We start from the raw sequence: 24,757 nt of genomic DNA on the forward strand, positions 1-24,757 counted from the left end.
GAAGCAACACGTACATCGGGGAGCCCAGGACGCAGGTGTTGCTTCCCATGCCCAGGCGGGTCAGGGCCTCCGCAGGACGCGGAGCAGCCAGACGGTGCGCGGAGGCACCTCCAGCGGGCCGGGGGCGACGACCGCCGGCCGCGGCGGGGCACCCGTCGGGTACTCGGTCGAGACGACGAACTCGTAGCCGTCGGCCCAGGGCGGTCCGGGCAGGTGCACCGTGACCGGCTCGGCGCCGGCGTGCAGCTGCACCAGGTAGGAGTCGTCCTGCACCGGCCGGCCGCGCTCGTCGCGGTGGCGGATGCCGCGGCCGTCGAGGTACATGCCGATCGTCTGCAACCCGGTGTCGAACCAGTCGGCGGTGGTGAGCTGCGTGCCGCCGGGGGCGAACCAGGCGAGGTCGCGGGTGCCGCCGGTGCCGGGGATCTCGTGTCCTTCGAAGAAGGCCTCCTGGCGCAGCACGGGGGAGGACCGGCGCAGCCGCACCAGCCGGGAGACGAAGGCCAGCAGGTCCTCGTCGGCGGCCTTCCAGTCGATCCAGGAGATCTCGTTGTCCTGGCAGTAGGCGTTGTTGTTGCCCTGCTGGGTGCGGCCGAGCTCGTCGCCGGCGGTCAGCATCGGCACGCCGGTCGAGAGCAGCAGCGTGGCCAGGTGGTTGCGCACCTGCCGGGCGCGGCAGGCGTCGACCTCGGGGTCGTCGGTCGGGCCCTCCACGCCGCAGTTCCAGTTGCGGTTGGAGCTCTCGCCGTCCCGGTTGCCCTCGCCGTTGGCCTCGTTGCGCTTGCGCTCGTAGGTGACCAGGTCGGCCAGGGGAAAGCCGTCGTGGGCGGTGACGAAGTTGATGCTGGCGAACGGCCGCCGCCCGTCGGAGCGGTAGAGGTCGGAGGAACCGGTCAGCCGGTAGGCGAGGTCCCGGACGCCGACGTGCGCGCCGGACCACACGTCGCGGACGGTGTCGCGGTAGCGGCCGTTCCACTCGGTCCACAGCGGCGGGAAGTTGCCCACCTGGTAGCCGCCCGGGCCGACGTCCCACGGCTCGGCGATCAGCTTCACCCGGCTGACCACCGGGTCCTGGTGGACGACGTCGAAGAACGCCGAGAGCCGGTCGACGTCGTGCATCGAGCGGGCCAGCGCCGCGGCCAGGTCGAACCGGAAGCCGTCGACGTGCATCTCGGTGACCCAGTAGCGCAGCGAGTCCATGAGCAGCGCCAGCACCGGTGGACGGCGGACGTCGAGGGTGTTGCCGCACCCGGTGTAGTCGGTGTAGCGGGAGGGGTCCCCGCCGCGCAGCCGGTAGTAACCGCCGTTGTCGATGCCCTTGAACGACAGCGTCGGGCCGGTGTGGTCGCCCTCGGCGGTGTGGTTGTAGACGACGTCGAGGACGACCTCGATGCCGGCGGCGTGCAGCGTCTTGACCATCGCCTTGAACTCGGTGACCTGCGCACCGCCGGAGCCCGCCGAGCTGTAGGCGGCGTGCGGGGCGAAGTAGCCCAGGGTGTTGTAGCCCCAGTAGTTGGTCAGGCCGCGGTAGAGCAGGTGCGGCTCGCTGACGAAGTGGTGCACCGGCAGCAGCTCGACCGCGGTGACCCCGAGCGCCTGCAGGTGCTCGACGAAGGCCGGGTGGGCCAGGCCCGCGTAGGTGCCGCGCAGCGTCGGCGGGACGTCGGGGTGCTGCATCGTGGCGCCCCTGACGTGCACCTCGTAGATGACGGTGTCCGACCACGGGATCCCCGGCCGCCGGTCGCCGTCCCACGGGAACGGGTCGTGCACGACCACGCCGCGGGGCACGTACGGCGCGGAGTCGCGCGGGTCGGGCACCGGGCCGTCGACGGCGACGTCGGGGTAGCCGAACAGGGCCGGGTGCAGGGTCAGGTCGCCGTCGACGGCCCGGGTGTAGGGGTCCAGCAGCAGCTTGGCCGGGTTGTACCGCAACCCGGAGGCCGGGTCGTAGCCGCCGTGCACCCGGTAGCCGTAGCGCTGCCCGGGTCCGATGCCGGGCAGGTGGCCGTGCCACACCTGGTGGGTGGTCTCCTGCAGCCGGTGGCGGTGCTCGGTGCCGTCGGCGTCGAACAGGCACAGGTCGACCGCCTGCGCGCCGGCCGACCAGAGCGCGAAGTTGGTGCCGGTGCCGTCCCAGTGCGCGCCCAGCGGCGCGGGGGAGCCGGGCCAGACCTCGACGTCGTCCGAGCTGCCGTCCGGGGAGCTGTGCACGGGGTGATCCTGACAGCCGCGGGTGAGTCCGGGTGTCACGTGGCGGGGTCCGGCGGGTTGGTTGGATGGGGGAGTGTCGAGCGAGCCGGTCGTGGAGATGCGTGGTGTGGACGTCGTCCGGGGGGAGACGTTCCTGCTGCGCGGCATCGACTGGACCGTCGAGGCCGACCAGCGCTGGGTGGTGCTCGGGCCCAACGGCGCGGGCAAGACGACGCTGCTGCAGCTGGCCGCGGCGCACATGCACCCCACGCGCGGCACGGTCGCCCTGCTGGGGGAGACCCTCGGCGCGGTCGACGTCTTCGAGCTGCGGCCGCGGATCGGACTGACCAGCGCCGCGCTGGCCCAGCGCATCCAGGCGGCGGAGCGGACCGGTGACGTCGTCCTGTCCGCCGGCTACGCCATCGTGGGGCGGGGGCGGGAGCGCTACGACGTCGACGACCTGACCCGCGCGGCCTGGCTTCTGCAGCAGTGGGGGGTCGCCCCGATGGCCCACCGGCCGTTCGGGACCCTCAGCGAGGGCGAGCGCAAGCGGGTGCAGATCGCCCGCGCCCTCATGACCGACCCCGAGCTGCTGCTGCTCGACGAGCCGGGCGCGGGCCTGGACCTCGGCGGCCGGGAGGACCTGGTCACCCGGCTGGCCGACCTCGCCCGCCTGTTCTCCGCGCCGGCCCAGGTGCTGGTCACCCACCACGTGGAGGAGATCCCGCCCGGCTACACCCACGCGCTGCTGCTGCGCGGCGGGCAGGTGGTGGCCCACGGGCCGGTGGACGGCGTGCTCACCCCGGACGCGCTCTCGCAGACCTTCGGGCTGGCCCTGCAGGTGCAGCGCGCCGACGGCCGGTGGACCGCCCGCCGAGCCGCGTGAGAGAGGACCCTCTGGTGCACGGCCCCCCTCACTCCACTCGGGGACGCCGGGGAGGAGGCCTGCTCGGGGACGCCCCGGAGGAGCCCGCCCCGGGCCAGGGGACGCCCCGGAGGGGGCCGTCGGGCGCCCCGGCCCCGGTCCGCCCGCGGCGCCGTCCCGGCCCCCGGACGGTGGCGGTCGCGGCCGCCCTGGTGCTGGGGGTGGTGGTGCAGCTGCTCCCGCTGCTGGTCTTCCCCACGGTGCTCAGCCAGGACGGCCCGGCGCACGTCGCCAGCGCCTGGGTGCTGCTCACCTCCGGCCACGAGGACGCCACCGGGGCCCTGCTGCGCGACCACTACCGGGTCGACCTGACCCCGGTGCCCAACATGCTCACCACCCTGGTCCTGGTCGCGCTGCTGCCGCTGGCCGGACCCGACGGGGCGGAGCGGCTGCTCGTCGCCGGGCTCGTCGTCGGCCTGGTGGCGGCGCTGGCGTACGCGGTGCGCGGCGTGGACCGCCGGGCCGGCTGGCTGGCGGCCGCTGCGCTGCCGCTGGCCGGCAGCCAGCTGGTCGCCTACGGCTTCGACAACTTCGTCCTCGGCGTGGTCGGCGCCCTGCTCGTCCTCGGGGTCGCACTGCGCCGCCGCTCGGGCTGGGGGACGCCCGCGGGCGCCGCCCTCGCGGCGCTGCTGGTGCTCACCTGGACCGCCCACCTGCTGCCGTGGGTGCTGGCGGCCGGCAGCGTCCTGCTGCTGGCCGCGGCCCGCGCGGGGGACGCCGTCCGCGCCGGGGACCGAGCCCGCGACGCCGTCCGCCGGCACGTGGCGCCGGTGCTGCTGGCCACCGTGCCGAGCGCGGCGCTCACCGCTCGGTACCTGTCCTCCGGGGACGGGCCGCCGGCCGAGGGGGAGGGCGGCCCCTCGCCGGAGCGGGTCCGCGCCCTGCTCACCGGCGTCCGGCCGTTCGTGACCGGATGGGGGGGCGAGCGGGTCCCGGCGCTGGTCACGGTGCTCGCGATCGCCGTCCTGACCGTCGCCGCGCTGCGCCGCGCGCGTCCGGGCACCCCCGTGCCGCGGCCGGAGCGCCTCGCGCTCGGGCTGCTCGCGGCCGGGGTCACCCTGGCCTACTGGCTGACGCCGGACCAGCTGGGGCCGGACTTCGGGTTCCTCCCCGCCCGGCTGGCCTGGTTCCCGCCGCTGCTGCTCGTGCTGTGGGCGGCCACCCGCGTCCCGGGACCCCGCACCGCCGCCGCGCTGACCGCCGTCCTGGTGCTCGCCGCCTCGGTCGCAGCGCTCGGCCGGCTGCCCGCGCAGGCCGCCGCGGCCGACGAGGTCGCCGAGCTGCTCTCCGTCGCCCACGACATCCCGCCCGCCTCGACGCTGGTCGTGCTGCACTACCAGCGGTCGGTGGCCTGGGCCGGCCGGGGGTCGCCCGACCCGCTCCGACACGAGTCCAGCCGGCTGGCCGTGCGCGCCGGCGGGGTCGACGTCGGTCACTACGAGGCCGTGCAGGCCTACTTCCAGGTGCACTTCGCCGTGACACCGGGCGTGCGGCAGCGCATGGACCCGGCCCTCTCCGGGCTGGAGCAGGTCCCACCGGTGGTCGACCTCGCGGCGGTGCGGGGCGAGCTGGACTACGTGGTCGTGGTGGGGCTGGACCGGGCGTCGGCGGGTGTGCGGGACGCGCAGTGCACCCGGGCCGTCACCGCCGAGCTGGCCGACCACTACACGCCGGTCGCCACCTCGGCGCCGACCGGGTTGGTCACCCTCTGGCGTGCCGCCCCGTCGTCCGGCCAGACTGCCGACGGCGGCTCCGCCGACCCCCAGGCGGAGGGGTCGGCGGCGGCCCCACCACAGAGCGGACCTGTAGTTTCCGGTCGAGCACGGCCGGGGTAGGGCGGCGGGGTCGCGGCTGAGCAGCCCGCTCAGCGACCATGCCCCCCGGGTCCCCCGGGACAGTTCGGAGGACGTGTGCGCAGTCAAGGGTCGGAGACCGGACACACCGTGGTCGTCGGCGCGGGGCCGGCGGGTCTCACCGCCGCCTTCGAGCTCACCGAGCGGGACGTCCCCGTCACGGTGCTCGAGGCCGACTCCGTCGTCGGCGGCATCAGCCGCACGGTGGAGCGGGACGGCTGGCGGTTCGACATCGGTGGGCACCGGTTCTTCACGAAGGTGCCGGCGGTCGAGCGCTGGTGGCACCGCATGCTGGAGGACGACGAGTTCCTCTCCCGGCCCCGGCTGTCCCGGATCCACTACGCCGGCCGGCTCTTCGACTACCCGCTCAAGCCGGTGAACGCCCTGCGCGGTCTCGGCCCGGTCGAGGCGGTGCGCTGCCTGACCTCCTACGTCGCCGCCCGCATCCGGCCGCCGCGCGACCAGAGCCACTTCGAGGGCTGGGTCTCCGCCCGGTTCGGGCGACGGCTCTACGAGATCTTCTTCAAGACCTACACGGAGAAGGTCTGGGGCATCCCCGCGACGGAGATCCAGGCCGACTGGGCCGCGCAGCGGATCAAGGACCTCGACCTGTGGCGGGCGGTGTGGCACGCGCTGCGCCCCCAGGCCGGCCGGACGACGATCACCACGCTGATCGACCGGTTCCAGTACCCCCGCACCGGCCCCGGCCTGATGTGGGAGCGGACGTTGGAGAGGGTGCGCGACGCCGGCGCCGCGGTCCACCTCGACACCCGCGTCACCGCCGTCCACCGGGACGAGCAGGGCGCGGTGGCGGTGAGCGTGCGCGCCGACCGGACCGGCCGTTCGGCGGGCGGCCGCATCCGGCGGATCGCGGCCGACCACGTCATCTCCTCGATGCCGCTGCCCGAGCTGGTGCTGGCGATGGACCCGCCGGCGCCCGACACCGTCCGGGAGGCCGCGCGCGGGCTGTCCCACCGCGACTTCCTCACCGTGGCCCTCGTGGTCCCCGAGGAGGCCAGCTTCCCGGACAACTGGATCTACATCCACTCGCCGGAGGTCCGGGTCGGCCGGATCCAGAACTTCGGCAGCTGGTCGCCGTTCATGGTCAAGGACGGCCGGACCTGCCTGGGGATGGAGTACTTCGTCGACGAGGGCGACGACCTCTGGGACGCCGACGACGAGGCGCTCGTGCAGCTGGCCACCGACGAGCTGGTCCGGCTGGGGCTGGTGGCCTCCGGCGACCGGGTGGAGCGCGGATTCGTCGTCCGGATGCCGAAGGCCTACCCGGTCTACGACGCCGGCTACGACGAGCGGGTCGAGGTCATCCGGGCGTGGCTGGCCGAGGCGGTGCCCAACGTCCACCCGGTCGGCCGCAACGGCATGCACAAGTACAACAACCAGGACCACTCGATGGTGACGGCGATGCTGACGGTGGAGAACATCGTCGCCGGCGCCGACCACGACGTGTGGTCGGTCAACGTCGAGGAGGACTACCACGAGAGCGGCGAGGCCTCCTCGTCCGCCGACCGGTCCGGCACGACGACGTCCGGGACCGGGCGGGCCGCGCCCGTCCTGCCCCGCCGCGGGCCGCGTGCCGCCTAGTCCCGGCGGCGCGGCGGCCGCCGCTCCCGACGCGCCGGCCCGGCCGGCGGCCGACAGCGGCCGGTCGGCGCGCCGCCCGAGCGCCTGGATCCGGCTCGGCGAGCGCCCCCGGCAGTCCCGGGTCGTCCGGGCGCTGGCCGCCGTGGCGGCCGCAGCCGGGGTCACCGGAGTGGTCGCCCGCTTCGTCGCGCCGCCGGAGCTGTGGCTGGACGAGGCGCAGAGCGTCGCGATCGCCCGGCTGCCGCTGCCGGACCTGCTGGCCGCGCTCCGCCAGGACGGCTCGCCCCCGCTGTACTACCTGCTCCTGCACGCCTGGACGGCGCTGTTCGGCTCGGGCGCGACCGCGGTGCGCGCCCTGTCCGCGGTGCTCAGCGTGCTCACCCTGCCGCTGGCCTGGCACCTGGCCCGCCGGCTGGCCGGCCGCCGGGTCGCGGTCGCGCTGGTCGTGCTGCTGGCGACGTCGCCGTTCGCCATCCGGTACGCCAGCGAGACGCGGATGTACTCGCTGCTGGCGTTCCTGACCGTCCTCGGCGCCGTCGCCGTGGTCGCCGTCCTCCGGCGGGACGGTGCCGGACCGGTCCTGGGGCTCGGCGCGGTCACCGGGGCCCTGCTGCTGACCCATCTGTGGTCGTTCCACCTGGTCGCGGTCACCGGGCTGCTCGCCCTGGCCGCGCTGCGCACCCGTCGACGTGCGGCGTCGCGGGTGCTGACCGGCCTGGCCCTCGGGCTGCTGCTGTTCACCCCCTGGGTGCCCTCCCTGCTGGTGCAGGTGACCCACACCGGGACCCCGTGGGCCGAACCGCCGGGCCTGCTCGCCCTGCCCATGGCCCTGGACGCCTGGCGCGGCGGGGGAGCGGTGCGCGCGCACGCCCTGGGGACGGCGCTGCTGCTCCTGGCCGCACTCGGCGCGCTGGCCGTGCCCGCCGCCCGCCGCCCCGGCAGCCCCACGGTGCTGCTGCGGCTGCGGCTGCGGCCCTCCCGCGCGGTCCTGCTGGCGCTGTCCGCGGGCACCCTCGTCGTGGCCGGCCTGGTGAGCCGGCTGACCGGCACCGCGGTCGCCGACCGCTACACCAGCGTCGCCCTGGTGGCGTTCCTCGCGCTGGTGGCCACCGGGGTGGCTGCCCTGCCCGGCACCCGGGCGCGGGCGGTGGGGCTCGCCCTGGTCGCCGTCCTGGGGGTGGCCACCGCCGTGCCCGGGCTGACCGCCCCCCGCACGCAGGCCGGGCAGGTGGCCCGCGCGCTGGCCGACGCCGGCCCCGGGGACGTCGTCGTCACCTGTCCCGACCAGCTCGGCCCCGCTCTGGCCCGCCTGGTGCCGCCGGACCTCGACCTGGTCGTGTACCCGGACCTGCGCCCGGCCGACCGGGTCGACTGGACCGACTACGTCGACCGGGTGACCGGTACCCCCTCGGCCACGGTCGCGGCGGAGGTCCTCGAGCGTGCCGGCGACGCGGGGATCTGGGTCGTGACCGGGCTCGGCTACCGGGTGCCCTCACCGGGCCGGTGCGGCGCCCTGGTGGAGACCCTGGCCGCCGTCCGCGACGAACCCGACCTGGTGGTGGCCGCCGACGCGCGGATCCCCGAGAGCGACCGGCTCCAGTACTTCCCGCCCGTGCCGGCGGCCGAGCCGGCCCGCCGGAGCGCGGGGGTCGGCGCGGCTGGCTAGGGTGCGGCGACGACGACCACCTCCGTGGAGGCCCCCATGACAGCGCCGGAGTTCGTGACCCTGCAGGTGGCCGACGGGGTGGGGACCATCCGCCTCGACCGGCCCAAGATGAACGCGATCGACGAGCAGCTGCACCTGGAGGTGCGCGCCGCCGCCGTCGAGGCCGGCCAGCGCGACGACGTGCGCGCCGTCGTCCTCTACGGCGGGGAGCGGGTCTTCGCCGCCGGCGCCGACATCAAGGCCATGTCGCGGCTCGACGGCCGCAGCATGGTGGCCTGGGGCCGCGAGCTGACCGGCTCCTTCACCGCCGTGGCCCAGGTGCCCAAGCCGGTCATCGCCGCGATCACCGGCTACGCCCTGGGCGGCGGCTACGAGCTGGCGCTGTGCGCGGACTTCCGGGTGATGGGCGCCGGCGCCAAGGTCGGCCAGCCGGAGATCCTGCTGGGCGTCATCCCCGGCGCGGGCGGCACCCAGCGGCTGGCCCGCCTGGTCGGGCCGGCCAAGGCCAAGGACCTGGTCTTCACCGGGCGGCACGTCGGGGCCGAGGAGGCGCTGGAGATCGGGTTGGCCGACGCCGTCGTCCCCGACGAGGAGGTGTACGACACGGCGGTGGCGATGGCCCGCAAGTTCGCCGCCGGCCCGCCGCTGGCGCTGGCCGCGGCCAAGCGGGCCGTCGACGAGGGCCTGGACCTGCCGCTCGCGCAGGGGCTGGCCCTGGAGAGCCGGCTGTTCGCCGAGCTGTTCGACACCGAGGACCAGGAGGCCGGCATGCGCTCGTTCCTGGAGAACGGTCCGGGGAAGGCCACCTTCACCGGCCGGTGACCGGACGGCGGCCCGACCGTCGCCGACCGACGGGGCCACCCCGGTGACGTGGGTCACCGGTACCCGTGGGGGCCTCCCCGTTACCCGGCGGTAACCTCCACTATCGGAGCAGGCGGGCGTGCCGCCCGCACCCGAAGGCCCCAGCGCGGAGGTAGGTCTGGCGATGGAGATCGTCGTTCTGGTCAAGCAGGTCCCCGACTCCGGCAGCGAGCGCAGCCTGGATCCGGCGGACAACACCGTCGCCCGAGGGAGCGCGGACAACGTCGTCAACGAGATCGACGAGTACGCCATCGAGGAGGCCCTGGTCCTCAAGGAGGCCCACGGTGGTGAGGTGACCGTGCTGACCGTCGGGCCGGAGTCGGCGGCCGATGCGATCCGCAAGGCGCTGTCGATGGGCGCGGACAAGGCGGTGCACGTGGTCGATGACGCCATCCACGGCGCGTGCGCTCCGCAGACCTCGGCGATCCTGGCCGCCGCGCTGGGGCAGCTTTCCTACGACATCGTGCTCTGCGGTGCGGAGTCCACCGACGGGCAGCTGTCGGTGATGGCGGCGCTGCTCAGTGAGCGGCTGGGTATCCCGGCGCTGTCCGGGGCCCGCAAGCTCACCGTGGAGGGCGGGATGGCCCGGGTGGAGCGGCAGACCGACACCGGCTACTGGGCGATCGAGGCGCCGCTGCCGGCGATCGTGTCGGTCTGGGACACCATCAACGAGCCGCGCTACCCCTCCTTCAAGGGCATCATGGCCGCCAAGAAGAAGCCGGTGACCAAGCTGGGCCTGGCCGAGGTGGGCATCGACCCGGCCACGGTGGGCCTGGCCAGTGCGACGTCCCAGGTGCTCGACTTCGCCGGCCGCCCGCCCAAGGGCGTCGGGGTCAAGGTCGCCGACGAGGGCGACGGCGCCGCCCAGCTGGTCGACTTCCTGGCCGGCCAGAAGATCGTCTGACCCGGATCGAACGCGGGAGAGGAGACGGAAGTCATGGCAGAGGTGCTGGTCCTGGCCGAGCTGAACCCGGCCGGGGAGGGGGTGCTCAAGACCACCCTGGAGGCACTGACCGCCGCCCGCGCGCTGGGCGAGCCCTCGGCGGTCGTGGTCGGCGCCCCGGGTGCGGCCGAAGGTGCCAGGGACGTGCTGGCCGAGTACGGCGCGGCGAGGGTCTACGTCGCCGAATCGCCGGAGATCGACGAGTACCTGATCGCGCCCAAGGCCGAGGTGCTCGCGACGCTGGTGGCCGAGAGGTCCCCGGCGGCGGTGGTCATCCCCTCCTCGCCGGAGGGCAAGGAGATCGCCGGGCGGCTGGCGGTCAAGACCGGCTCGGGCTTCCTGACCGACGTGGTCGACATCGCTGCTGACGGCACCGCGACCCAGGTCGCCTTCGCCGGGGCGACGATCGTGCACTCGAAGGTGACCGTCGGCATCCCCATCTACACGGTGCGCGGCAACTCGGTCACCCCCACCCCGGCGCCGGCTGCCGCAGACGTGGAGCAGGTGCCGGTGCAGATCTCCGAGCAGGCCAAGGCCACCCGGGTGGTCGACCGGGTGGTGGAGCAGAAGAGCAGCCGCCCGGTGCTCACCGAGGCGGCGATCGTGGTCTCCGGTGGCCGCGGGGTGGCCTCGGCGGAGAACTTCTCGATCATCGAGGCCCTCGCCGACTCCCTGGGCGCGGCGGTCGGCGCCTCCCGCGCCGCGGTCGACTCCGGCTACTACCCGCACACCTTCCAGGTGGGGCAGACCGGCAAGACCGTCTCTCCGCAGCTCTACATCGCGGTGGGCATCTCCGGGGCGATCCAGCACCGGGCGGGTATGCAGACCTCGAAGATGATCGTGGCGGTCAACAAGGATCCCGAGGCGCCGATCTTCGAGCTGGCCGACTTCGGCGTGGTCGGCGACCTGAACACCGTCGTCCCCCAGGCCACCGAGCAGATCCAGGCCCGCAAGGGCTGAGCGAGGCGCCCGGCACGGTCCGCTGCCGTCGAGCGCCGTCCCCTCCCGGGGCGGCGCTCGACGGCTGTCCGGACCGGGAAGCCGCCGGGCCGTGCGGTGGTTGGCGCGGAGGTGGACGTGGACGGCTCCTCCGACCGGCCGGCGGCAGCGGGCGCCGGCGGGCGCGCGACTACATTGGCGAGGTGGCCGAGCTCGCGAGGTCACGCGGGAACACAGCATGACGGTCACGTGGCCGACGAGCGCCAGCGAGGAGGGCCGGTGACCGAGCTCGCGAGGTCACCCAGGGGCGCAGCACCCCAGGTCACGTGGCCGACGAGCGCCAGCAGGAGGGCCGGTGACCGAGCTCGCGAGGTCACCCAGGGGCGCAGCACCCCAGGTCACGTGGCCGACGAGCGCCAGCGAGGAGGGCCGGTGACCGAGCTCGCGAGGTCACCCAGGGGCGCAGCACCCCAGGTCACGTGGCCGACGAGCGCCAGCGAGGAGGGCAGGTGACCTACCTCGACCACGCGGCGACCACGCCGGTGCTCCCCGAGGTGGTGGCTGCGATGACCGAGCAGCTGGGCCGCGTGGGGAACGCCTCGTCGCTGCACGCCAGCGGCCGCGCCGCGCGCCGCGTCGCCGAGCAGTCGCGGGAGCGGCTGGCCGAGGCGCTCGGCGCCCGTCCGTCGGAGGTGCTGTTCACCGCCGGGGGGACCGAGGGCGACAACCTCGCCGTGAAGGGGCTCTTCTGGGCCCGTCGCGAGGTCGACTCGCGCCGACGGCGCATCGTGGCGAGCCCCGCCGAGCACCACGCCGTCCTGGACAGCGTCGAGTGGCTGGCCAAGCACGAGGGGGCCGACATCACCTGGCTCGCGGTCGAGCCGACCGGCCGGGTGGCCCCCGAGGCGCTGCGGACGGCCCTCGGCACGGCCGAGGACGTCGCGCTGGCCAGCGTCATGTGGGCCAACAACGAGGTCGGCACGGTCAGCGACCTGGCCGCCCTCGCCGAGGTCGCGCACGCCGTCGGCGTCCCGCTGCACACCGACGCCGTCCAGGCCGTCGGGCAGGTGCCGGTCGACTTCGGGGCCAGCGGGGTCGACGCGCTGAGCATGACCGGGCACAAGCTCGGCGGCCCGATGGCCGCCGGGGTGCTGCTGCTGCGCCGTGACACCGAGTGCATGCCGCTGCTGCACGGCGGCGGGCAGGAGCGTGACGTGCGCTCGGGGACGTTGGACGTCGCCGCGATCGTCGGGCTGCAGGTGGCCACGTGCACCGCCGTCGGCAGCCGGGAGGAACGCGCCGCGCGGCTGGCCGCGCTGCGCGACCGGCTGGTGGCGGGCGTGATGGCGCAGGTGCCGGACGTGCAGCTCAACGGTGCCCCGTTGGACGACGTCGTCGCCGGCGGGCCCGGCCGGCTGCCCGGCAACGCGCACCTGTCGTTCCCCGGTGCCGAGGGGGACGCGCTGCTCATGCTGCTCGACGCCCGCGGTGTGGAGTGCTCCACCGGGTCGGCCTGCAGCGCCGGCGTCGCCCGGCCCAGCCACGTGCTGCTCGCCGTCGGCGCCGATCCGGACCGCGCCCGCAGCTCGCTGCGGTTCTCCTTCGGGCACACCTCGGTCGAGGAGGACGTCGACGCGGTGCTCGACGTGATCGGCCCGGTGGTGGAGCGGGCCCGTCGTGCGGGGCTGGGCCGGGGCGACAAGGAGTGAGCACGGCAGCGAGGGGGGGCACCTCCCGCTTGCGGGGGACTGCGAGCGAGGAGCGCAACGACCGCGGAGCCCGGTGGAGGGCTGGCCGATGAGGCTGCTCGCCGCGATGAGCGGTGGCGTGGACTCGGCCGTGGCCGCGGCGCTGGCCGTCGACGCCGGGCACGACGTCACCGGCGTCCACCTCGCCCTCTCCCCGGACCGGCAGACCCTGCGCAGCGGCGCCCGCGGGTGCTGCAGCGTCGAGGACGCGCACGACGCCCGCCGGGTCGCCGACGAGCTCGGCATCCCGTTCTACGTCTGGGACCTGGCCGAGCGGTTCACCGAGGACGTCGTCGACGACTTCGTCGCCGAGTACGCCGCCGGGCGCACCCCCAACCCGTGCCTGCGCTGCAACGAGCGGGTCAAGTTCGCCGCGGTGCTGGACCGGGCGCAGGCCCTGGGCTTCGACGCCGTCGTCACCGGCCACCACGCGCGGCTGGTAGACGGCGAGCTGCGGCGCTCCGTGGACGCGGGCAAGGACCAGTCCTACGTGCTCGCCGTCCTGACCGCGCAGCAGCTGGCGGGTGCGGTCTTCCCGCTGGGGTCGATGACCAAGCAGCGGGTGCGCCAGATCGCCGCCGAGCGCGGGTTCGCCGTGGCGACCAAGGCCGACTCCCACGACATCTGCTTCATCCCCGACGGCGACACCCGCGGCTTCCTGGCCCGGCGCCTGGGAGAGCGGCCCGGGCCGGTCGTCGACGCGGCCACCGGCGCGACGGTGGGGGAGCACGCCGGCACGTACGGGTTCACCGTCGGGCAGCGCCGCGGTCTCGGCGCCGCGGTCGGCGACTCCCGACCGCGCTACGTGCTGGGCATCGAGCCGGTGACCCGCACGGTGACCATCGGCACCGCCGACCTCGCCGGGGTCGGCGAGGTCCGCACCGCCGCGCCCACCTGGACCGGCCCGGCGCCGCAGCTGCCGGCGCGCGCCGAGGTGCAGCTGCGCGCCCACGGCACGCCGGTGCCGTGCGAGGTCACGGCCGGGGACGGCGGCGGCCTGCGCCTGCTGCTCGACGAGCAGCAGCGCGGTGTGGCGCCGGGGCAGTCGGCGGTGCTCTACGCCCCCGACGCCGAACGCGGTGACCTGGTGCTCGGCCAGGGCACGGTGGTCGCCGCGAGCCGGCGCGTTCCCGCCTGAGAGAGGACCTCCTCCTCCCCACCCCTCGCAGGCTCGGGGACGCCCTGGAGGGGGCCGGTGCGACGCGACTACCGTCGCCGTCGTGGTCTCGCCGATCCACCCCTCCTCGCCGGTCGACCCGACCCCGCAGGAGGACACGCCCACGCCGACACCGTGGGGGCCGGCCACCGGCGTGGGCTCGTTGCCCGGCACCGACCCGGCCGAGGCACTGCGGCTGGTCACCGGCGAGCTGCCGGACTTCCCGCACCTGCCCGAGCTGCCCGCCCGCGGCGCCGGAGCCGACCTCATCGGCCGCACCGCCGCGCTGCTGGTCGACCTGGCCGTGGAGCTGACCCCCGCCGGCTGGCGGCTGGTCCCGCGGTCGGGCATGGACCAGCGCCGGGCCGCGGAGTTCCTCGCCCGCGACCTCGACGCCCTGTACGACGTCGCCGACGCCTACGAGGGGCTGTTCAAGGTGCAGGCCGCCGGGCCGTGGACGCTCGCGGCCGGGCTGGAGCGCACCCGGGGCGACCGCGCCGTCGTCGACGCCGGCGCCCGCCGCGACCTCGCGCAGTCGCTGACCGAGGGGCTCGCCGCGCACGTCGCCGCCGTGACCGCGCGGGTGCCCGGCGCGCGGGTGGTCGTGCAGCTCGACGAGCCCTCGGTGCCCGCCGTCCTGCAGGGCGCGCTGCCCACCGCCAGCGGCTGGGGGAAGCTGCCGGCGGTCGAGGCGTCGGTCGTCGAGCAGGAGCTGGCCGGCGTCGTGCGGGCGCTGCCCGCGCCGGTGGTGGTGCACTGCTGCACGAACCGCGCCCCGCTGGAGCTCTTCCGCTCGGCGGGGACGGACGCGGTGTCCTTCGACCTGGGGCTGGTGCAGGACCTCGACGCGATCGGCGCCGCCGTCGAGGCCGGCACCCACCTGCTGCCCGGCGTCGTCCCCGGCACCGACGCCGCCCTCCCGGCGCCGAAGGGGACCGCCTCGCGGGTGCAGGCGTGGTGGCGGGAGCTGGGCTTCGCGGCCGAGCAGCTCGCCGGGGAGGTGACCCTCACCCCGGCCTGCGGGCTGGCCGGCGCCACGGCCGGCTACGCCCGGACGGCGATGACCCACGTGCGCGAGGCGGCCCGCTACCTGCTGCCGGACTGACCCCCGACCGGGGGAAGGCCAGTTCGGCTGTCGGAACCGCCGGATACCGTTCCGCCGTGACCACCGAAGCCGACCTGGACGAGCCCCTGACCGACGCCCCGCAGGTGGCCGCCCCGGCCGACCGGGAGGACGTCACCGAGGTCTCCGACGAGGCGCGCACCCGGCACCGCGACCTCGCCGAGGAGCTCGACCGCTACGCGTTCGCCTACTACGTGCAGGACGCCCCGCTGGTCAGCGACGGGCAGTACGACTCGCTCATGGGCGAGCTCAAGGAGCTCGAGGCCGCCCATCCGGCCCTGGTGACCCCCGAGTCGCCGAGCCAGAAGGTCAACGGTGGCTACACCGCGACCTTCGCCCCGGTCCGGCACCTGGAGCGGATGCAGAGCCTGGACAACGCCTTCTCCGGCGACGAGCTCTCCGCCTGGGCGGCACGGGTGGAGCGGGAGGTGGGCTCCGGCGTCTGCTACCTGTGCGAGCTCAAGGTGGACGGCGTGGCGGTGGCCCTGCTGTACGAGGGCGGCCGGCTGGTCCGCGCGGCCACCCGCGGCGACGGCGTGACGGGGGAGGACGTCACGGCCAACGTCCGCACGATGGACGACGTCCCGCAGCAGCTGACCGGCGACGACGTCCCCCCGCTGCTCGAGGTGCGTGGGGAGATCTACTTCCCGGTCGCCGCCTTCGCCGAGCTGAACGCGGGGCTCGTCGAGGGCGGCAAGCCGCCGTTCGCCAACCCCCGCAACGCCGCCGCGGGCTCCCTCCGGCAGAAGGACCCCAAGGTCACCGCGTCCCGTCCGCTGCGCCTGGTGGTGCACGGCCTCGGAGCGCGGGAGGGGTTCACCCCCGAGCGGCAGTCCGAGGCCTACCGGCGGCTGCGGGAGCTCGGCCTGCCGGTCAGCGACCGGTTCGAGGTGGTCGACGACCTGGACGGGGTGTGGGCCTACATCGAGCGCTACCGCGAGCAGCGGCACTCGGTGGAGCACGAGATCGACGGCGTGGTGGTCAAGGTCGACGAGATCGCCCTGCAGCGCCGGCTGGGCTCGACCTCGCGGGCGCCGCGCTGGGCGATCGCCTTCAAGTACCCGCCGGAGGAGGCCACCACCAAGCTGCTCGACATCCGGGTCAACGTCGGGCGCACCGGCCGGGTGACGCCGTTCGCGTTCATGGAGCCGGTGAAGGTCGCCGGGTCGACGGTGCAGTTGGCCACGCTGCACAACGCCAGCGAGGTCGAGCGCAAGGGCGTGCTCATCGGCGACACCGTCGTCATCCGCAAGGCCGGCGACGTGATCCCCGAGGTGCTCGGCCCGGTGGTGGCCGCCCGCACCGGTGACGAACGGCGGTTCGTCATGCCCACCCACTGCCCCGAGTGCGGCACCGAGCTGCGGCCGGAGAAGGAGGGCGACGCCGACATCCGCTGCCCGAACGCCCGGTCCTGCCCGGCGCAGCTGCGGGAGCGGGTGTTCCACGTCGCCGGTCGCGGAGCCTTCGACATCGAGGCGCTCGGCTACGAGACGGCGATCGCGCTGCTGCAGGCCCACCTGATCGAGGACGAGGGGGACCTCTTCTCCCTCGACGAGGAGAAGCTCTCCCGGTCGGCGTTCTTCACGAAGAAGGACGCCGCCCTGACGGCCAACGCCCACAAGCTGTTGGCCAACCTGCAGACCCGCAAGGCCGTCCCGCTCTGGCGGGTGCTGGTCGCCCTCTCCATCCGGCACGTCGGGCCGACCGCGGCCCAGGCGCTGACCCGGGACTTCCGCTCGCTCGACCGGATCGCCGAGGCCTCCGAGGAGGAGCTGGCCGCCGCCGACGGCGTGGGCCCGACGATCGCCCGGTCGGTGAAGGACTGGTTCACCGTCGACTGGCACTGCGGCGTCGTGGAGAAGTGGCGGGCGGACGGGGTGCGGATGGCTGACGACGGTGAGGACGCCGGTCCCGGCCCGCTGACCGGGGTCACCGTCGTCGTCACCGGGTCGCTGCGCGACTTCAGCCGCGACCAGGCGATCGCCGCGATCCAGGAGCGTGGCGGGAAGGTGACCGGCTCGGTGAGCAAGAAGACCGGCTTCGTCGTCGTGGGTGACGACCCGGGCAGCAAGTACGACAAGGCGGTGCAGGTCAAGGCGCCGATCCTGGACGATGACGGCTTCCGGGTGCTGCTGGAGGAGGGCCCCGACGCCGCCCGCGCCGTGGCCACCGTCGGTGACGGCAGCAAGCTGGACGCGGCGGCCTCCGGTGGCCCAGCTCCCGACGGTGCGCCGACCGCCGGCGACGCCTGAAGGACCCTGAAGGGGGCCAGCGGAGTCAGCCCGGCCGCCGCCAGACCGACACGTGCGAGCGGCTCTCGTTCGTGAACGACCGGCGGTCCCAGCCGCCCCACCGCGCCTCGAGCTCCATCCCGGCCATCAGGTCGAGCTCGGCCGGCACACGTAGCGGAACGGGATCGAGGTGACGCGCCACCGCCCGTCAGTGAACACCTGGTGGTGGGAGACCAGGCCCTGCCCGGCGACGTCGTACTCGTCGAACCCCAGCGGCGTGGGTGACACGTGGAAGGGACGGGCGGACTCCCCGGGCGGCAGCCGCCGGAGGTCAGGGACGCCGACCTCGATGACGAACCGCCCACTGGGCTCCAGGTGCCTCGCGACGTCGGCGAAGCCGGCGACCTGCTTCTCCTGGGTCGTCAGGTTCAGGCTCGTGTCGAACACGAAGTAGGCGAGGGAGAAGGTCGCCCCCACCACGATGGCGGCGAAGTCGCCCGTCGTGACGGGGATCCGCTCGGCCCCGGCTTGGCCCGCAGCTGCGCCACCATGTCGGGGGACAGGTCGATGCTGTGCACGTGGATGCCGCGGTCGCGCAGCGGCAGTGCGATCCGGCCGGTTCCGATGCCGAGCTCCAGCGCGGCACCGCCGTCTGCCAGCTCGGCCAGCAGGTCCACCGCCGGACCGACTGCCGCCGGTTCGAACATCTCGGCTGCCGACTCGTCGTAGTGTTCCGCGATCCACCCAGCGAAGTGGTCGACGGCCATGTGGCCACTGTGCCGATGACCGGGCTCAGGTCGCCACGGGTTTCCGGTGCTCCGCCTGCCGTCCGGCTGTCATCGGCATGTCCAGCACCCACGTCTCAGTACGGCGGGGGTTCGGTGACGGCGGTCAGGCCGGTGGGTGTGGTGACCGTGAGCGTGCCGTCGGGGGCGAGGTCGTGTCGCCAGCCTGGTGCCTGGTGCTTCCCGCGGTGGTCGCCGGTGCAGTAGCCGGCGAGGTTGGCCGCGCGGGTCTCCCCGCCTGCTGCGTAGGGCCGGTTGTGGTCGAGCTCCCCGGCCTTGGGCACGCGGCGGCGGCACCCTGGAAACCGACAGCGCCGATCACGGGCACGGCCGTGGCGGTCCAGCGCCGCACCGGGCCGGTAGCCGTCGGTGGCCTGGGCCGCGTGCAGTCCGGGTCGGCCGGTCAGGTCGTGGGTGCAGGTCTCCGGATGGCGGCGGCAGGGGCGGGCGCCGCAGTGGGCGACCCGGCGCAGGCCGGGCAGCTCGGTGAGGGCCAGCATCGCGCCGGTGACGGCGTCGGCCAACACGATCCGGGGCCGGTCGGCCAGCCCACCCCCGGCGGTGGCGGTGAGCAGGTCGGCGAGGTCCTCGCGCTGGGTGTCTGCCGCGGCGGCGAGTGCGCCGAGGGCGTCGGTGGCGGCATCCACCTGCCCGGCAGGGCTGGCCCGCCACGCGGCCTCGTCGCCGGCCTCTGCCTGCTGCGCCGTGCGCACCGAGCGTCGGGCGTGGCCGAGCGCCATGCGGGCGGCGTGCACCGCCGCACCAGCGTCGTCCACGGCCCGATCGGCGGCCGCCCACCAGCCGCCCGCGGAGGAGGTCGCGGGCTCATCCGGCGGCGCCGCCCCGCCGACCGCTGCGGCCGGCGGCCTCGCCTCGCATGCGCCCGGCCCGCTGTCAGGGCCGCGGCCGTCCCCGCCATCGAGGTCGTCGAGGTCGTTGAGGTCGGGTTCTGGGCCGGTGTCCCACGGTGGCTGGTCGGCGGCGTTGCCGGGAGCGGGGTGGTCGCCGAAGCCGCGGCGCACCAACTCGGCCAGCCACCGGTCGAACTCCGCCGCGTCCAGCTCGGCGGCGGCCCGCTCGACCGGGGCGCCCTCGACATCGACCGGCTCGCCGTCGGTGGCCGTGGTGTCGTCGGCAACGTCGACGAGTGGCGTGGGGTCCAGGCCGGCGAAGGCGCGGGCCAGCTGGCGGACCATCTCCGCCGGCACCAGTTCCCCGTCCACCTCACCTGGGGCGTCACCGCCGAGCATCGTGGCCACCGAGGCGACGATGGTCAGCAGCACCCGCACCGGCGGCAGGTCGGTCTCACCCGGTCGCAGCACCAGGTCCAGCAGGGCGTCGACCATCTTCTGCCCGCGGGTGCGCACCGGCTCGCCGGGCTCGTTGACGATCGCCTCGGCGCACTGCACCAGCGCCGCGTACAGCGCCTTGGCCTCCGGCATGGTGCACACCACCGTCACCGCCGCCATGCCGTCGGCCCGTTCGGGGCGGATCGAGATGCCGCGTTCTTTGAGAGCCTGGGCCAGCCGCCGAGCGGCAGCGGTGGCGTCGCGCTGGGCCACCATCCGGCGGGCTTTGTCCCCGAGTTGGCTGGGCGTGGTCACCTGAGCACGCCGGGCCGCCCAGGCGAGCAGATCGGCCTCGATCTCGCCGCGCAGCACCTCGTCCTCGACGGCGGCGACCTTGTCGATCAGGTGCCACAGGTGCCCGGCGTGCAGCACCCCCGTCTCGAGGGCGACGAGGGTCGCGGGCAGCCGGTGCACCAGCGTCAGGGACCGCTGCAGCAGCTGCTCAGCTGCCGGCTGGGTGAGGTTGAGCGCGATCGCCAGCTCCGGCGTCGCCCACTCGCTGACCGGCCGCAGCACGTCCGCCCGCGCCGCCCACCGCTCGGCGCTCATCGCGCCGCGCTCACCCTGGGCCCGGTCGACCGAGGCCGGGCGGGTCGCGACGAACGCCGCCACCGCCCGGGCGCGCAGCGCGGTCTGCCGGGCGATCTCCCGATCGGCGGCCTGCACCGCCCCCAGCGGCCCCGACGCCCACCCCACCGTGGGCGCAGGTGCCTGCCGTGTCCCGGCCTGCGCCCCGTCGTCCATGAATTCGATCATGAGTTCGAACGACCGGCTGTGCAAGCCATCTGGAGGAGAATGCGCAGGTCATCGGCCTGAGGCAGGCGAAGGGCGCCGAGATGGACGACCGTGCGATCAGACGGGTGGCAGGTGCGCGACGCTGGCTGCGATGCCGGTCAGGTGGACGAGGCGCAGCAGCTCCGAGCGCCGGTAGGCCGGCCCGCCGGAGCGGCCGAGCACCACCGCGGTCTGCGGGCTGCCGAAGGAGGCGGCCATCATCTCGATGGCCATCTCCCGCCAGCGCTCGGGCAGCCAGTCCTCCTCGCTGGGCAGCAGCCGCGGCGCCGGCAGCGGCAGCCAGGGCAGCGTCATCCCGTCGAAGGTGGGCGCCGCGTCGGATGCGGCCAGCACCTCGCACGGCTGCTCCGCCGTCCCCCGGAGGACGACGGCCCAGCCGCTGTGGAAGACCCGCGGCAGCTCGGCGGCGAGCAGCTTCACCGCGAGGGTGGGCGAGACCGGTGTGGCCGCCCGGGCCAGCGCTTCGAGCAGCTCGAGCTCCCGGTGGGTGTCGAGGGGACCGGCGAAGGGCCGCAGCGACTCCACCTCCACGCCCGGCACCGCGGTGGCGGCGGTGATCAGGCTGTCGGGGAGGCGACCGGGTGGGAGGTCCACCACGATGTCGTCGACGGCGACGCCGCCGCCGCGCTCCAGGACGTCCACGGAGACGATGTCGATGCCGGCGGTGCCCAGCGAGGTGGCGACCGCGCCGAGGATGCCGGGCCGGTCGGGTACGACCAGCCGCAGGAGATGGGACACGGTTCCTCCGGGTTCGGGGTACGGGCCGATCTCCGTCGATCGCAGGCGACGCCAGCTTCTCGCATCGACCGCTCGCCGGTCGAGCCGTCCCCGCAGCACGGTGTGGACCTTCTCCGGCCGACCGGCGCCGCCGAGGCGCAACGTACAGTGGCCGGGTTGCAGACGTGGTGACGAGCGCCTCTCCGGCGCCGCGGAAGTGGAGTCCCGCCCCAGCATGAGCACCCCCGTCCCGAAGGACCCACCCGCCCGCCAGGACACCGCCGGACCGGGGCGTGACGGCACCGCCGGGCCCGGGCGTGACGGCACTGCCGGGCTCGGACGCGACGACGTCGCGCACCTGGCGCGACTGGCCCGGCTGGCGCTCAGCGACGAGGAGCTCGACCACTTCGCCGGCCAGCTCTCCGCCGTGCTCGACGCGGTGGCGCAGGTCGGCAAGGCCGACGTCGCCGACGTCCCGCCGACCACCCACGCTGTGCCGCTGACCGACGTCACGCGCCCCGACGTGGTCGCCCCGAGTCTGCCGCGGGACGTCGTCCTGGCGCAGGCCCCGGCGGCCGAGGACGACCGCTTCCGCGTGCCGCAGATCCTCGGGGAGGAGGAGTGAGCGTGGAGTTGACGAACGAGGACGCCGCCGAGCTCGGCCGCCGGCTGGCCGCCGGCGAGCTGAGCTCGGTCGAGCTCACCCGCGCCCACCTCGACCGCATCGCCGCCCGGGACGACGTCCTCGGGGCCTTCCTGCACGTCGACGCCGAGGCCGCGCTGGCTCGCGCCGCCGAGGTCGACGCCGCCCGCGCCGCCGGCGAGGAGCTCGGCCCGCTGGCCGGCCTGCCGGTCGCGCTCAAGGACGTCGTCGTCACCGAGGGCGTCCCCACCACCAGCGGCTCGCGGATCCTCGAGGGCTGGCGCCCGCCCTACGACGCGACCGTCGCGGCGAGGCTCAAGGACGCCGGCACGGTGCTGCTGGGCAAGACCAACATGGACGAGTTCGCGATGGGCTCCTCCACGGAGAACTCCGCCTACCGCACGGCGCGCAACCCGTGGGACCCCGACCGCGTCCCCGGCGGCTCCTCGGGCGGCTCCTCGGCGGCGGTCGCCGGCGGCCTGGCCCCGTGGGCGCTGGGCACCGACACCGGCGGCTCGATCCGCCAGCCGGCCGCGGTCACCGGGCTGGTCGGGCACAAGCCCACCTACGGCTCGGTCTCCCGCTACGGCCTGATCGCCTTCTCCTCGAGCCTGGACCAGGCCGGGCCGATGGCGCGCACCGTCCTCGACGCCGCCGTCCTGCACGAGGCGATCGGCGGGCACGACCGGCGCGACTCCACGAGCATCGACGCCCCGGTGCCGCCGCTGGCGCAGGCCGCGACCGAGGGAGCCCGCGGCGAGCTGTCCGGGCTGCGCGTCGGCATCGTCCGCGAGCTCGGCGGTGCGGGGCACACCGACGGCTACGAGGACGGCGTGCTGGCGCGCGTCCGGGAGGCGGTGGCGCTGCTGGAGGGCATGGGCGCCGAGGTCCGCGAGGTGTCCTGCCCGTCGTTCGACCTCGCGCTGGCGGCCTACTACCTGATCGCGCCGAGCGAGGCGTCGTCCAACCTGGCCCGCTTCGACGGCGTGCGCCACGGCCTGCGGGTCGGCGACGACGGCAGCCGCGACCTGGACACGGTCATGTCGCTGACCCGGGAGGAGGGCTTCGGACCCGAGGTCAAGCGCCGCATCATCCTGGGCACCTACGCGCTCTCGGCCGGCTACTACGAGGCGTACTACGGGCAGGCGCAGAAGGTCCGCACGCTGATCGGCCGGGACTTCTCGGCCGCCTTCGCCGACGTCGACGTGCTGGTCAGCCCGACCAGCCCGACCGTGGCCTGGCCGATCGGCGCCCGCGTCGACGACCCGCTGGCCATGTACGCCGCCGACCTGTGCACCCTGCCGGCCAGCCTGGCCGGGCTGCCGGCGATCTCGGTGCCGTGCGGCCTGTCCGAGGGCCTGCCGGTCGGCTTCCAGGTGATGGCGCCGGCGCTGGCCGACGACCGCTGCTACCGGGTCGCCGCCGCCGTCGAGGCCGCGCTGGACGCCGCCCGCGGTCACCGGCTGCTCGACGAGCTGGCGCAGCGGGCGCCGAGCGGGGCCCCGGCGTGACCGGGCCGCTCAAGGCCGCCTGGGCCCTCACCGCCTTCGTCGTCGTCGTCGGCCTGGTGCTGTGGCTGGTCACCGGCCGCGCCGTCTTCGCCGTCTTCATCGTCCTGGGCCTGCTGACCGCCCTCGGTGCTGTGCTGACCGGGCGTCCGCGGCCGGACGGCCGCAGCACCGGCCCGGAGGAGAGCCGCAGATGACCGCCAGCACCCACACCGGCGAGCGTCTCGTCGACTTCGGCGAGGTCCTCACCCGCTACGAGCCGGTCATCGGCCTGGAGACCCACGTCGAGCTGGGCACCGCCTCGAAGATGTTCTGCGGCTGCGCCACCACCTTCGGCGCCGAGCCGAACACCCAGACCTGCCCGGTGTGCCTGGGCCTGCCCGGCTCGCTGCCGGTGTCCAACGCCGCGGCGATCGAGGCGACCATCCGCATCGGGCTGGCCCTGGGCTGCCGGATCGCCCCCTGGAGCCGCTTCGCGCGGAAGAACTACTTCTACCCGGACATCCCCAAGGGCTACCAGACCAGCCAGTACGACGAGCCGCTGTGCACCGCCGGCCACCTCGACGTCGAGGTCGACGGCGAGACGTACCGGGTGGAGATCGAGCGGGTGCACCTCGAGGAGGACACCGGCAAGAACCTGCACGTCGGCGGGGCCACGGGGCGCATCCACGGCGCCTCGCACTCGCTGGTCGACTACAACCGGGCCGGCATCCCGCTGGTCGAGATCGTCACCCGGCCGATCCCGGGCACCGGGGCCAGGGCGCCCGAGGTGGCCCGCGCCTACGTCACCGAGCTGCGCGACATCCTCCTGGCGCTGGGCGTGTCCGAGGTGCGGATGGAGCAGGGCAACCTGCGCTGCGACGTCAACACCTCGCTCGCGCCGATCGGTAGCCTGGAGTGGGGTCTGCGCACCGAGACCAAGAACGTCAACTCGCTGCGGTCGGTGGAGCGCGCCGTCCGCTACGAGATGCGCCGGCAGGCCGCCGTCCTCGACGCCGGCGGGCGGGTGGTGCAGGAGACCCGGCACTTCCACGAGGACACCGGCACCACCTCACCCGGGCGGAGCAAGGAGGAGGCCACCGACTACCGGTACTTCCCCGAGCCCGACCTCGTCCCGGTGGCCCCGGACGCCCCGTGGGTGGAGCGGCTCGCCGCCGAGCTGCCGGAGCTGCCGGCGGCCCGCCGGGCGCGGCTGCGCGAGGAGTGGGGGCTGTCGGCCACGGAGATGGCCTGGATCGTCAACGCCGGCGCCGTCGACCTGGTGGCCGACACCGTGGCCGCCGGCGCCACCCCCGCCGACGCGCGCAAGTGGTGGCTCGGCGAGCTGGCCCGCCGGGCCAACGACGCCGGCGTCGAGCTGGCGCAGCTGCCGGTCACCCCGCGGCAGGTCGCCGAGCTCACCGGCCTGGTCGCCGCGGGGACGGTCAACGACCAGCTGGCCCGGCAGGCGCTCGACGGTGTGCTCGCCGGCGAGGGTGACCCGGCGCAGGTGGTCGAGGCCCGCGGCCTGGCGGTGATGGGGGAGTCCGACGAGCTGGTCGCCGCCGTCGAGGCCGCGATCGCCGGCGCTCCCGACGTCGTCGCCAAGGTCCGCGGCGGGAAGGTGGCCGCCCTCGGCGCGCTCGTCGGCCAGGTCATGAAGGCGACACGGGGCAAGGCCGACGCGCCGACCGTGAGGCGGATGCTCGAGGAGCGCGTGCTGTGACACCGCGGCCCCCCGCTC

19 protein-coding genes and 1 pseudogene are annotated in these 24,757 nt (G+C 75.1%); 15 read left to right on the forward strand and 5 right to left on the reverse strand.

Annotated elements, in window-relative coordinates; genetic code table 11:
• Nucleotides 1-60: 60 nt before the first annotated feature.
• Complete coding sequence (gene glgX / locus DQ238_RS05230) at nt 61-2,211, reverse strand: glycogen debranching protein GlgX (protein WP_113780241.1); 2,151 nt, start codon at nt 2,209-2,211, stop codon at nt 61-63.
• Between the two features lie 97 nt (nt 2,212-2,308).
• On the opposite strand from glgX, the gene DQ238_RS05235 reads away from it, so the two are divergent.
• The 11 genes from DQ238_RS05235 (at nt 2,309) to ligA (ending at nt 17,258) form a co-directional block, all read left to right on the forward strand.
• On the forward strand, nt 2,309-3,076 hold the full coding sequence (locus tag DQ238_RS05235; protein WP_113780385.1) for an ABC transporter ATP-binding protein: 768 nt from the start codon (nt 2,309-2,311) through the stop codon (nt 3,074-3,076).
• A 170-nt stretch (nt 3,077-3,246) separates the two neighbouring features.
• A complete protein-coding gene (locus tag DQ238_RS05240) occupies nt 3,247-4,950 on the forward strand; it encodes a hypothetical protein (RefSeq protein WP_113780242.1) in 1,704 nt (567 codons plus the stop codon).
• A gap of 108 nt (nt 4,951-5,058) precedes the next feature.
• Nucleotides 5,059-6,570, forward strand: coding sequence for an NAD(P)/FAD-dependent oxidoreductase (locus tag DQ238_RS05245; RefSeq protein ID WP_199506149.1), 1,512 nt, complete (start codon nt 5,059-5,061; stop codon nt 6,568-6,570).
• Entirely contained in the window at nt 6,560-8,236 is a 1,677-nt protein-coding gene (locus tag DQ238_RS05250) for a glycosyltransferase family 39 protein (RefSeq protein ID WP_113780244.1), read from the forward strand. Before DQ238_RS05245 ends, DQ238_RS05250 begins: the two co-directional genes overlap by 11 nt.
• Before the next feature lie 36 nt (nt 8,237-8,272).
• Nucleotides 8,273-9,058 carry an enoyl-CoA hydratase/isomerase family protein gene (locus tag DQ238_RS05255; protein WP_113780245.1) on the forward strand — a complete coding sequence of 262 codons (786 nt, stop codon included), beginning with the start codon at nt 8,273-8,275 and terminating at the stop codon, nt 9,056-9,058.
• A gap of 163 nt (nt 9,059-9,221) precedes the next feature.
• The gene (locus DQ238_RS05260) at nt 9,222-10,001 is read left to right on the forward strand and encodes an electron transfer flavoprotein subunit beta/FixA family protein (RefSeq protein ID WP_113780246.1); all 780 of its coding nucleotides are present in this window, start codon (nt 9,222-9,224) and stop codon (nt 9,999-10,001) included.
• 33 nt (nt 10,002-10,034) lie between these two features.
• Entirely contained in the window at nt 10,035-11,000 is a 966-nt protein-coding gene (locus DQ238_RS05265) for an electron transfer flavoprotein subunit alpha/FixB family protein (RefSeq protein WP_113780247.1), read from the forward strand.
• 488 nt (nt 11,001-11,488) lie between these two features.
• Nucleotides 11,489-12,688, forward strand: a complete 1,200-nt coding sequence (locus tag DQ238_RS05270; protein WP_113780248.1) for a cysteine desulfurase family protein — start codon at nt 11,489-11,491, stop codon at nt 12,686-12,688.
• Between the two features lie 88 nt (nt 12,689-12,776).
• Nucleotides 12,777-13,865, forward strand: coding sequence for a tRNA 2-thiouridine(34) synthase MnmA (mnmA, locus tag DQ238_RS05275; protein WP_113780386.1), 1,089 nt, complete (start codon nt 12,777-12,779; stop codon nt 13,863-13,865).
• 82 nt (nt 13,866-13,947) lie between these two features.
• Nucleotides 13,948-14,988 (forward strand): methionine synthase, encoded by a 1,041-nt coding sequence (locus DQ238_RS05280; RefSeq protein WP_113780249.1) that lies wholly within the window; start codon nt 13,948-13,950, stop codon nt 14,986-14,988.
• A gap of 56 nt (nt 14,989-15,044) precedes the next feature.
• A complete protein-coding gene (gene ligA / locus DQ238_RS05285; protein WP_233495725.1) occupies nt 15,045-17,258 on the forward strand; it encodes an NAD-dependent DNA ligase LigA in 2,214 nt (737 codons plus the stop codon).
• Nucleotides 17,259-17,384: 126 nt separating this feature from the next.
• Here the strand turns inward: ligA and DQ238_RS23045 are convergent, their stop codons facing one another.
• From DQ238_RS23045 to DQ238_RS05300, 4 genes are all read right to left on the reverse strand, one after another.
• On the reverse strand, nt 17,385-17,684 hold the full coding sequence (locus tag DQ238_RS23045; protein ID WP_199506150.1) for a hypothetical protein: 300 nt from the start codon (nt 17,682-17,684) through the stop codon (nt 17,385-17,387).
• A complete protein-coding gene (locus DQ238_RS23050) occupies nt 17,666-18,004 on the reverse strand; it encodes a class I SAM-dependent methyltransferase (RefSeq protein ID WP_199506151.1) in 339 nt (112 codons plus the stop codon). The genes DQ238_RS23045 and DQ238_RS23050 overlap by 19 nt, the downstream gene beginning before the upstream one ends.
• 95 nt (nt 18,005-18,099) lie before the next feature.
• Nucleotides 18,100-20,115, reverse strand: a complete 2,016-nt coding sequence (locus DQ238_RS05295; RefSeq protein WP_113780250.1) for an HNH endonuclease signature motif containing protein — start codon at nt 20,113-20,115, stop codon at nt 18,100-18,102.
• A gap of 108 nt (nt 20,116-20,223) precedes the next feature.
• Nucleotides 20,224-20,904 (reverse strand): ACT domain-containing protein, encoded by a 681-nt coding sequence (locus tag DQ238_RS05300; protein WP_113780251.1) that lies wholly within the window; start codon nt 20,902-20,904, stop codon nt 20,224-20,226.
• Nucleotides 20,905-21,214: 310 nt separating this feature from the next.
• On the opposite strand from DQ238_RS05300, the pseudogene gatC reads away from it, so the two are divergent.
• From gatC to gatB, 4 genes and pseudogenes are all read left to right on the forward strand, one after another.
• Nucleotides 21,215-21,508, forward strand: a pseudogene (gatC, locus tag DQ238_RS05305) (Asp-tRNA(Asn)/Glu-tRNA(Gln) amidotransferase subunit GatC); the annotation flags it as partial.
• Between the two features lie 2 nt (nt 21,509-21,510).
• Entirely contained in the window at nt 21,511-23,037 is a 1,527-nt protein-coding gene (gatA, locus tag DQ238_RS05310; protein ID WP_199506152.1) for an Asp-tRNA(Asn)/Glu-tRNA(Gln) amidotransferase subunit GatA, read from the forward strand.
• Entirely contained in the window at nt 23,034-23,231 is a 198-nt protein-coding gene (locus tag DQ238_RS05315) for a hypothetical protein (protein ID WP_113780253.1), read from the forward strand. Before gatA ends, DQ238_RS05315 begins: the two co-directional genes overlap by 4 nt.
• Nucleotides 23,228-24,739 (forward strand): Asp-tRNA(Asn)/Glu-tRNA(Gln) amidotransferase subunit GatB, encoded by a 1,512-nt coding sequence (gene gatB / locus DQ238_RS05320; protein ID WP_113780254.1) that lies wholly within the window; start codon nt 23,228-23,230, stop codon nt 24,737-24,739. Before DQ238_RS05315 ends, gatB begins: the two co-directional genes overlap by 4 nt.
• Nucleotides 24,740-24,757: the final 18 nt, after the last annotated feature.

The organism is Geodermatophilus sp. TF02-6 (assembly GCF_003319115.1).
GTDB lineage: Bacteria > Actinomycetota > Actinomycetes > Mycobacteriales > Geodermatophilaceae > Geodermatophilus.

Bases quoted from the DNA above. Each gene is read 5' to 3' on its own strand.
- DQ238_RS05235 (WP_113780385.1), top strand. From the start codon at position 2,309: ATGCGTGGTGTGGACGTCGTCCGGGGGGAGACGTTCCTGCTGCGCGGC.
- mnmA (WP_113780386.1), top strand. From the start codon at position 12,777: ATGAGGCTGCTCGCCGCGATGAGCGGTGGCGTGGACTCGGCCGTGGCC.
- DQ238_RS05265 (WP_113780247.1), top strand. From the start codon at position 10,035: ATGGCAGAGGTGCTGGTCCTGGCCGAGCTGAACCCGGCCGGGGAGGGG.
- DQ238_RS05260 (WP_113780246.1), top strand. From the start codon at position 9,222: ATGGAGATCGTCGTTCTGGTCAAGCAGGTCCCCGACTCCGGCAGCGAG.
- DQ238_RS05295 (WP_113780250.1), bottom strand. From the start codon at position 20,115: ATGGACGACGGGGCGCAGGCCGGGACACGGCAGGCACCTGCGCCCACG.
- gatB (WP_113780254.1), top strand. From the start codon at position 23,228: ATGACCGCCAGCACCCACACCGGCGAGCGTCTCGTCGACTTCGGCGAG.
- DQ238_RS23050 (WP_199506151.1), bottom strand. From the start codon at position 18,004: ATGGCCGTCGACCACTTCGCTGGGTGGATCGCGGAACACTACGACGAG.
- DQ238_RS05255 (WP_113780245.1), top strand. From the start codon at position 8,273: ATGACAGCGCCGGAGTTCGTGACCCTGCAGGTGGCCGACGGGGTGGGG.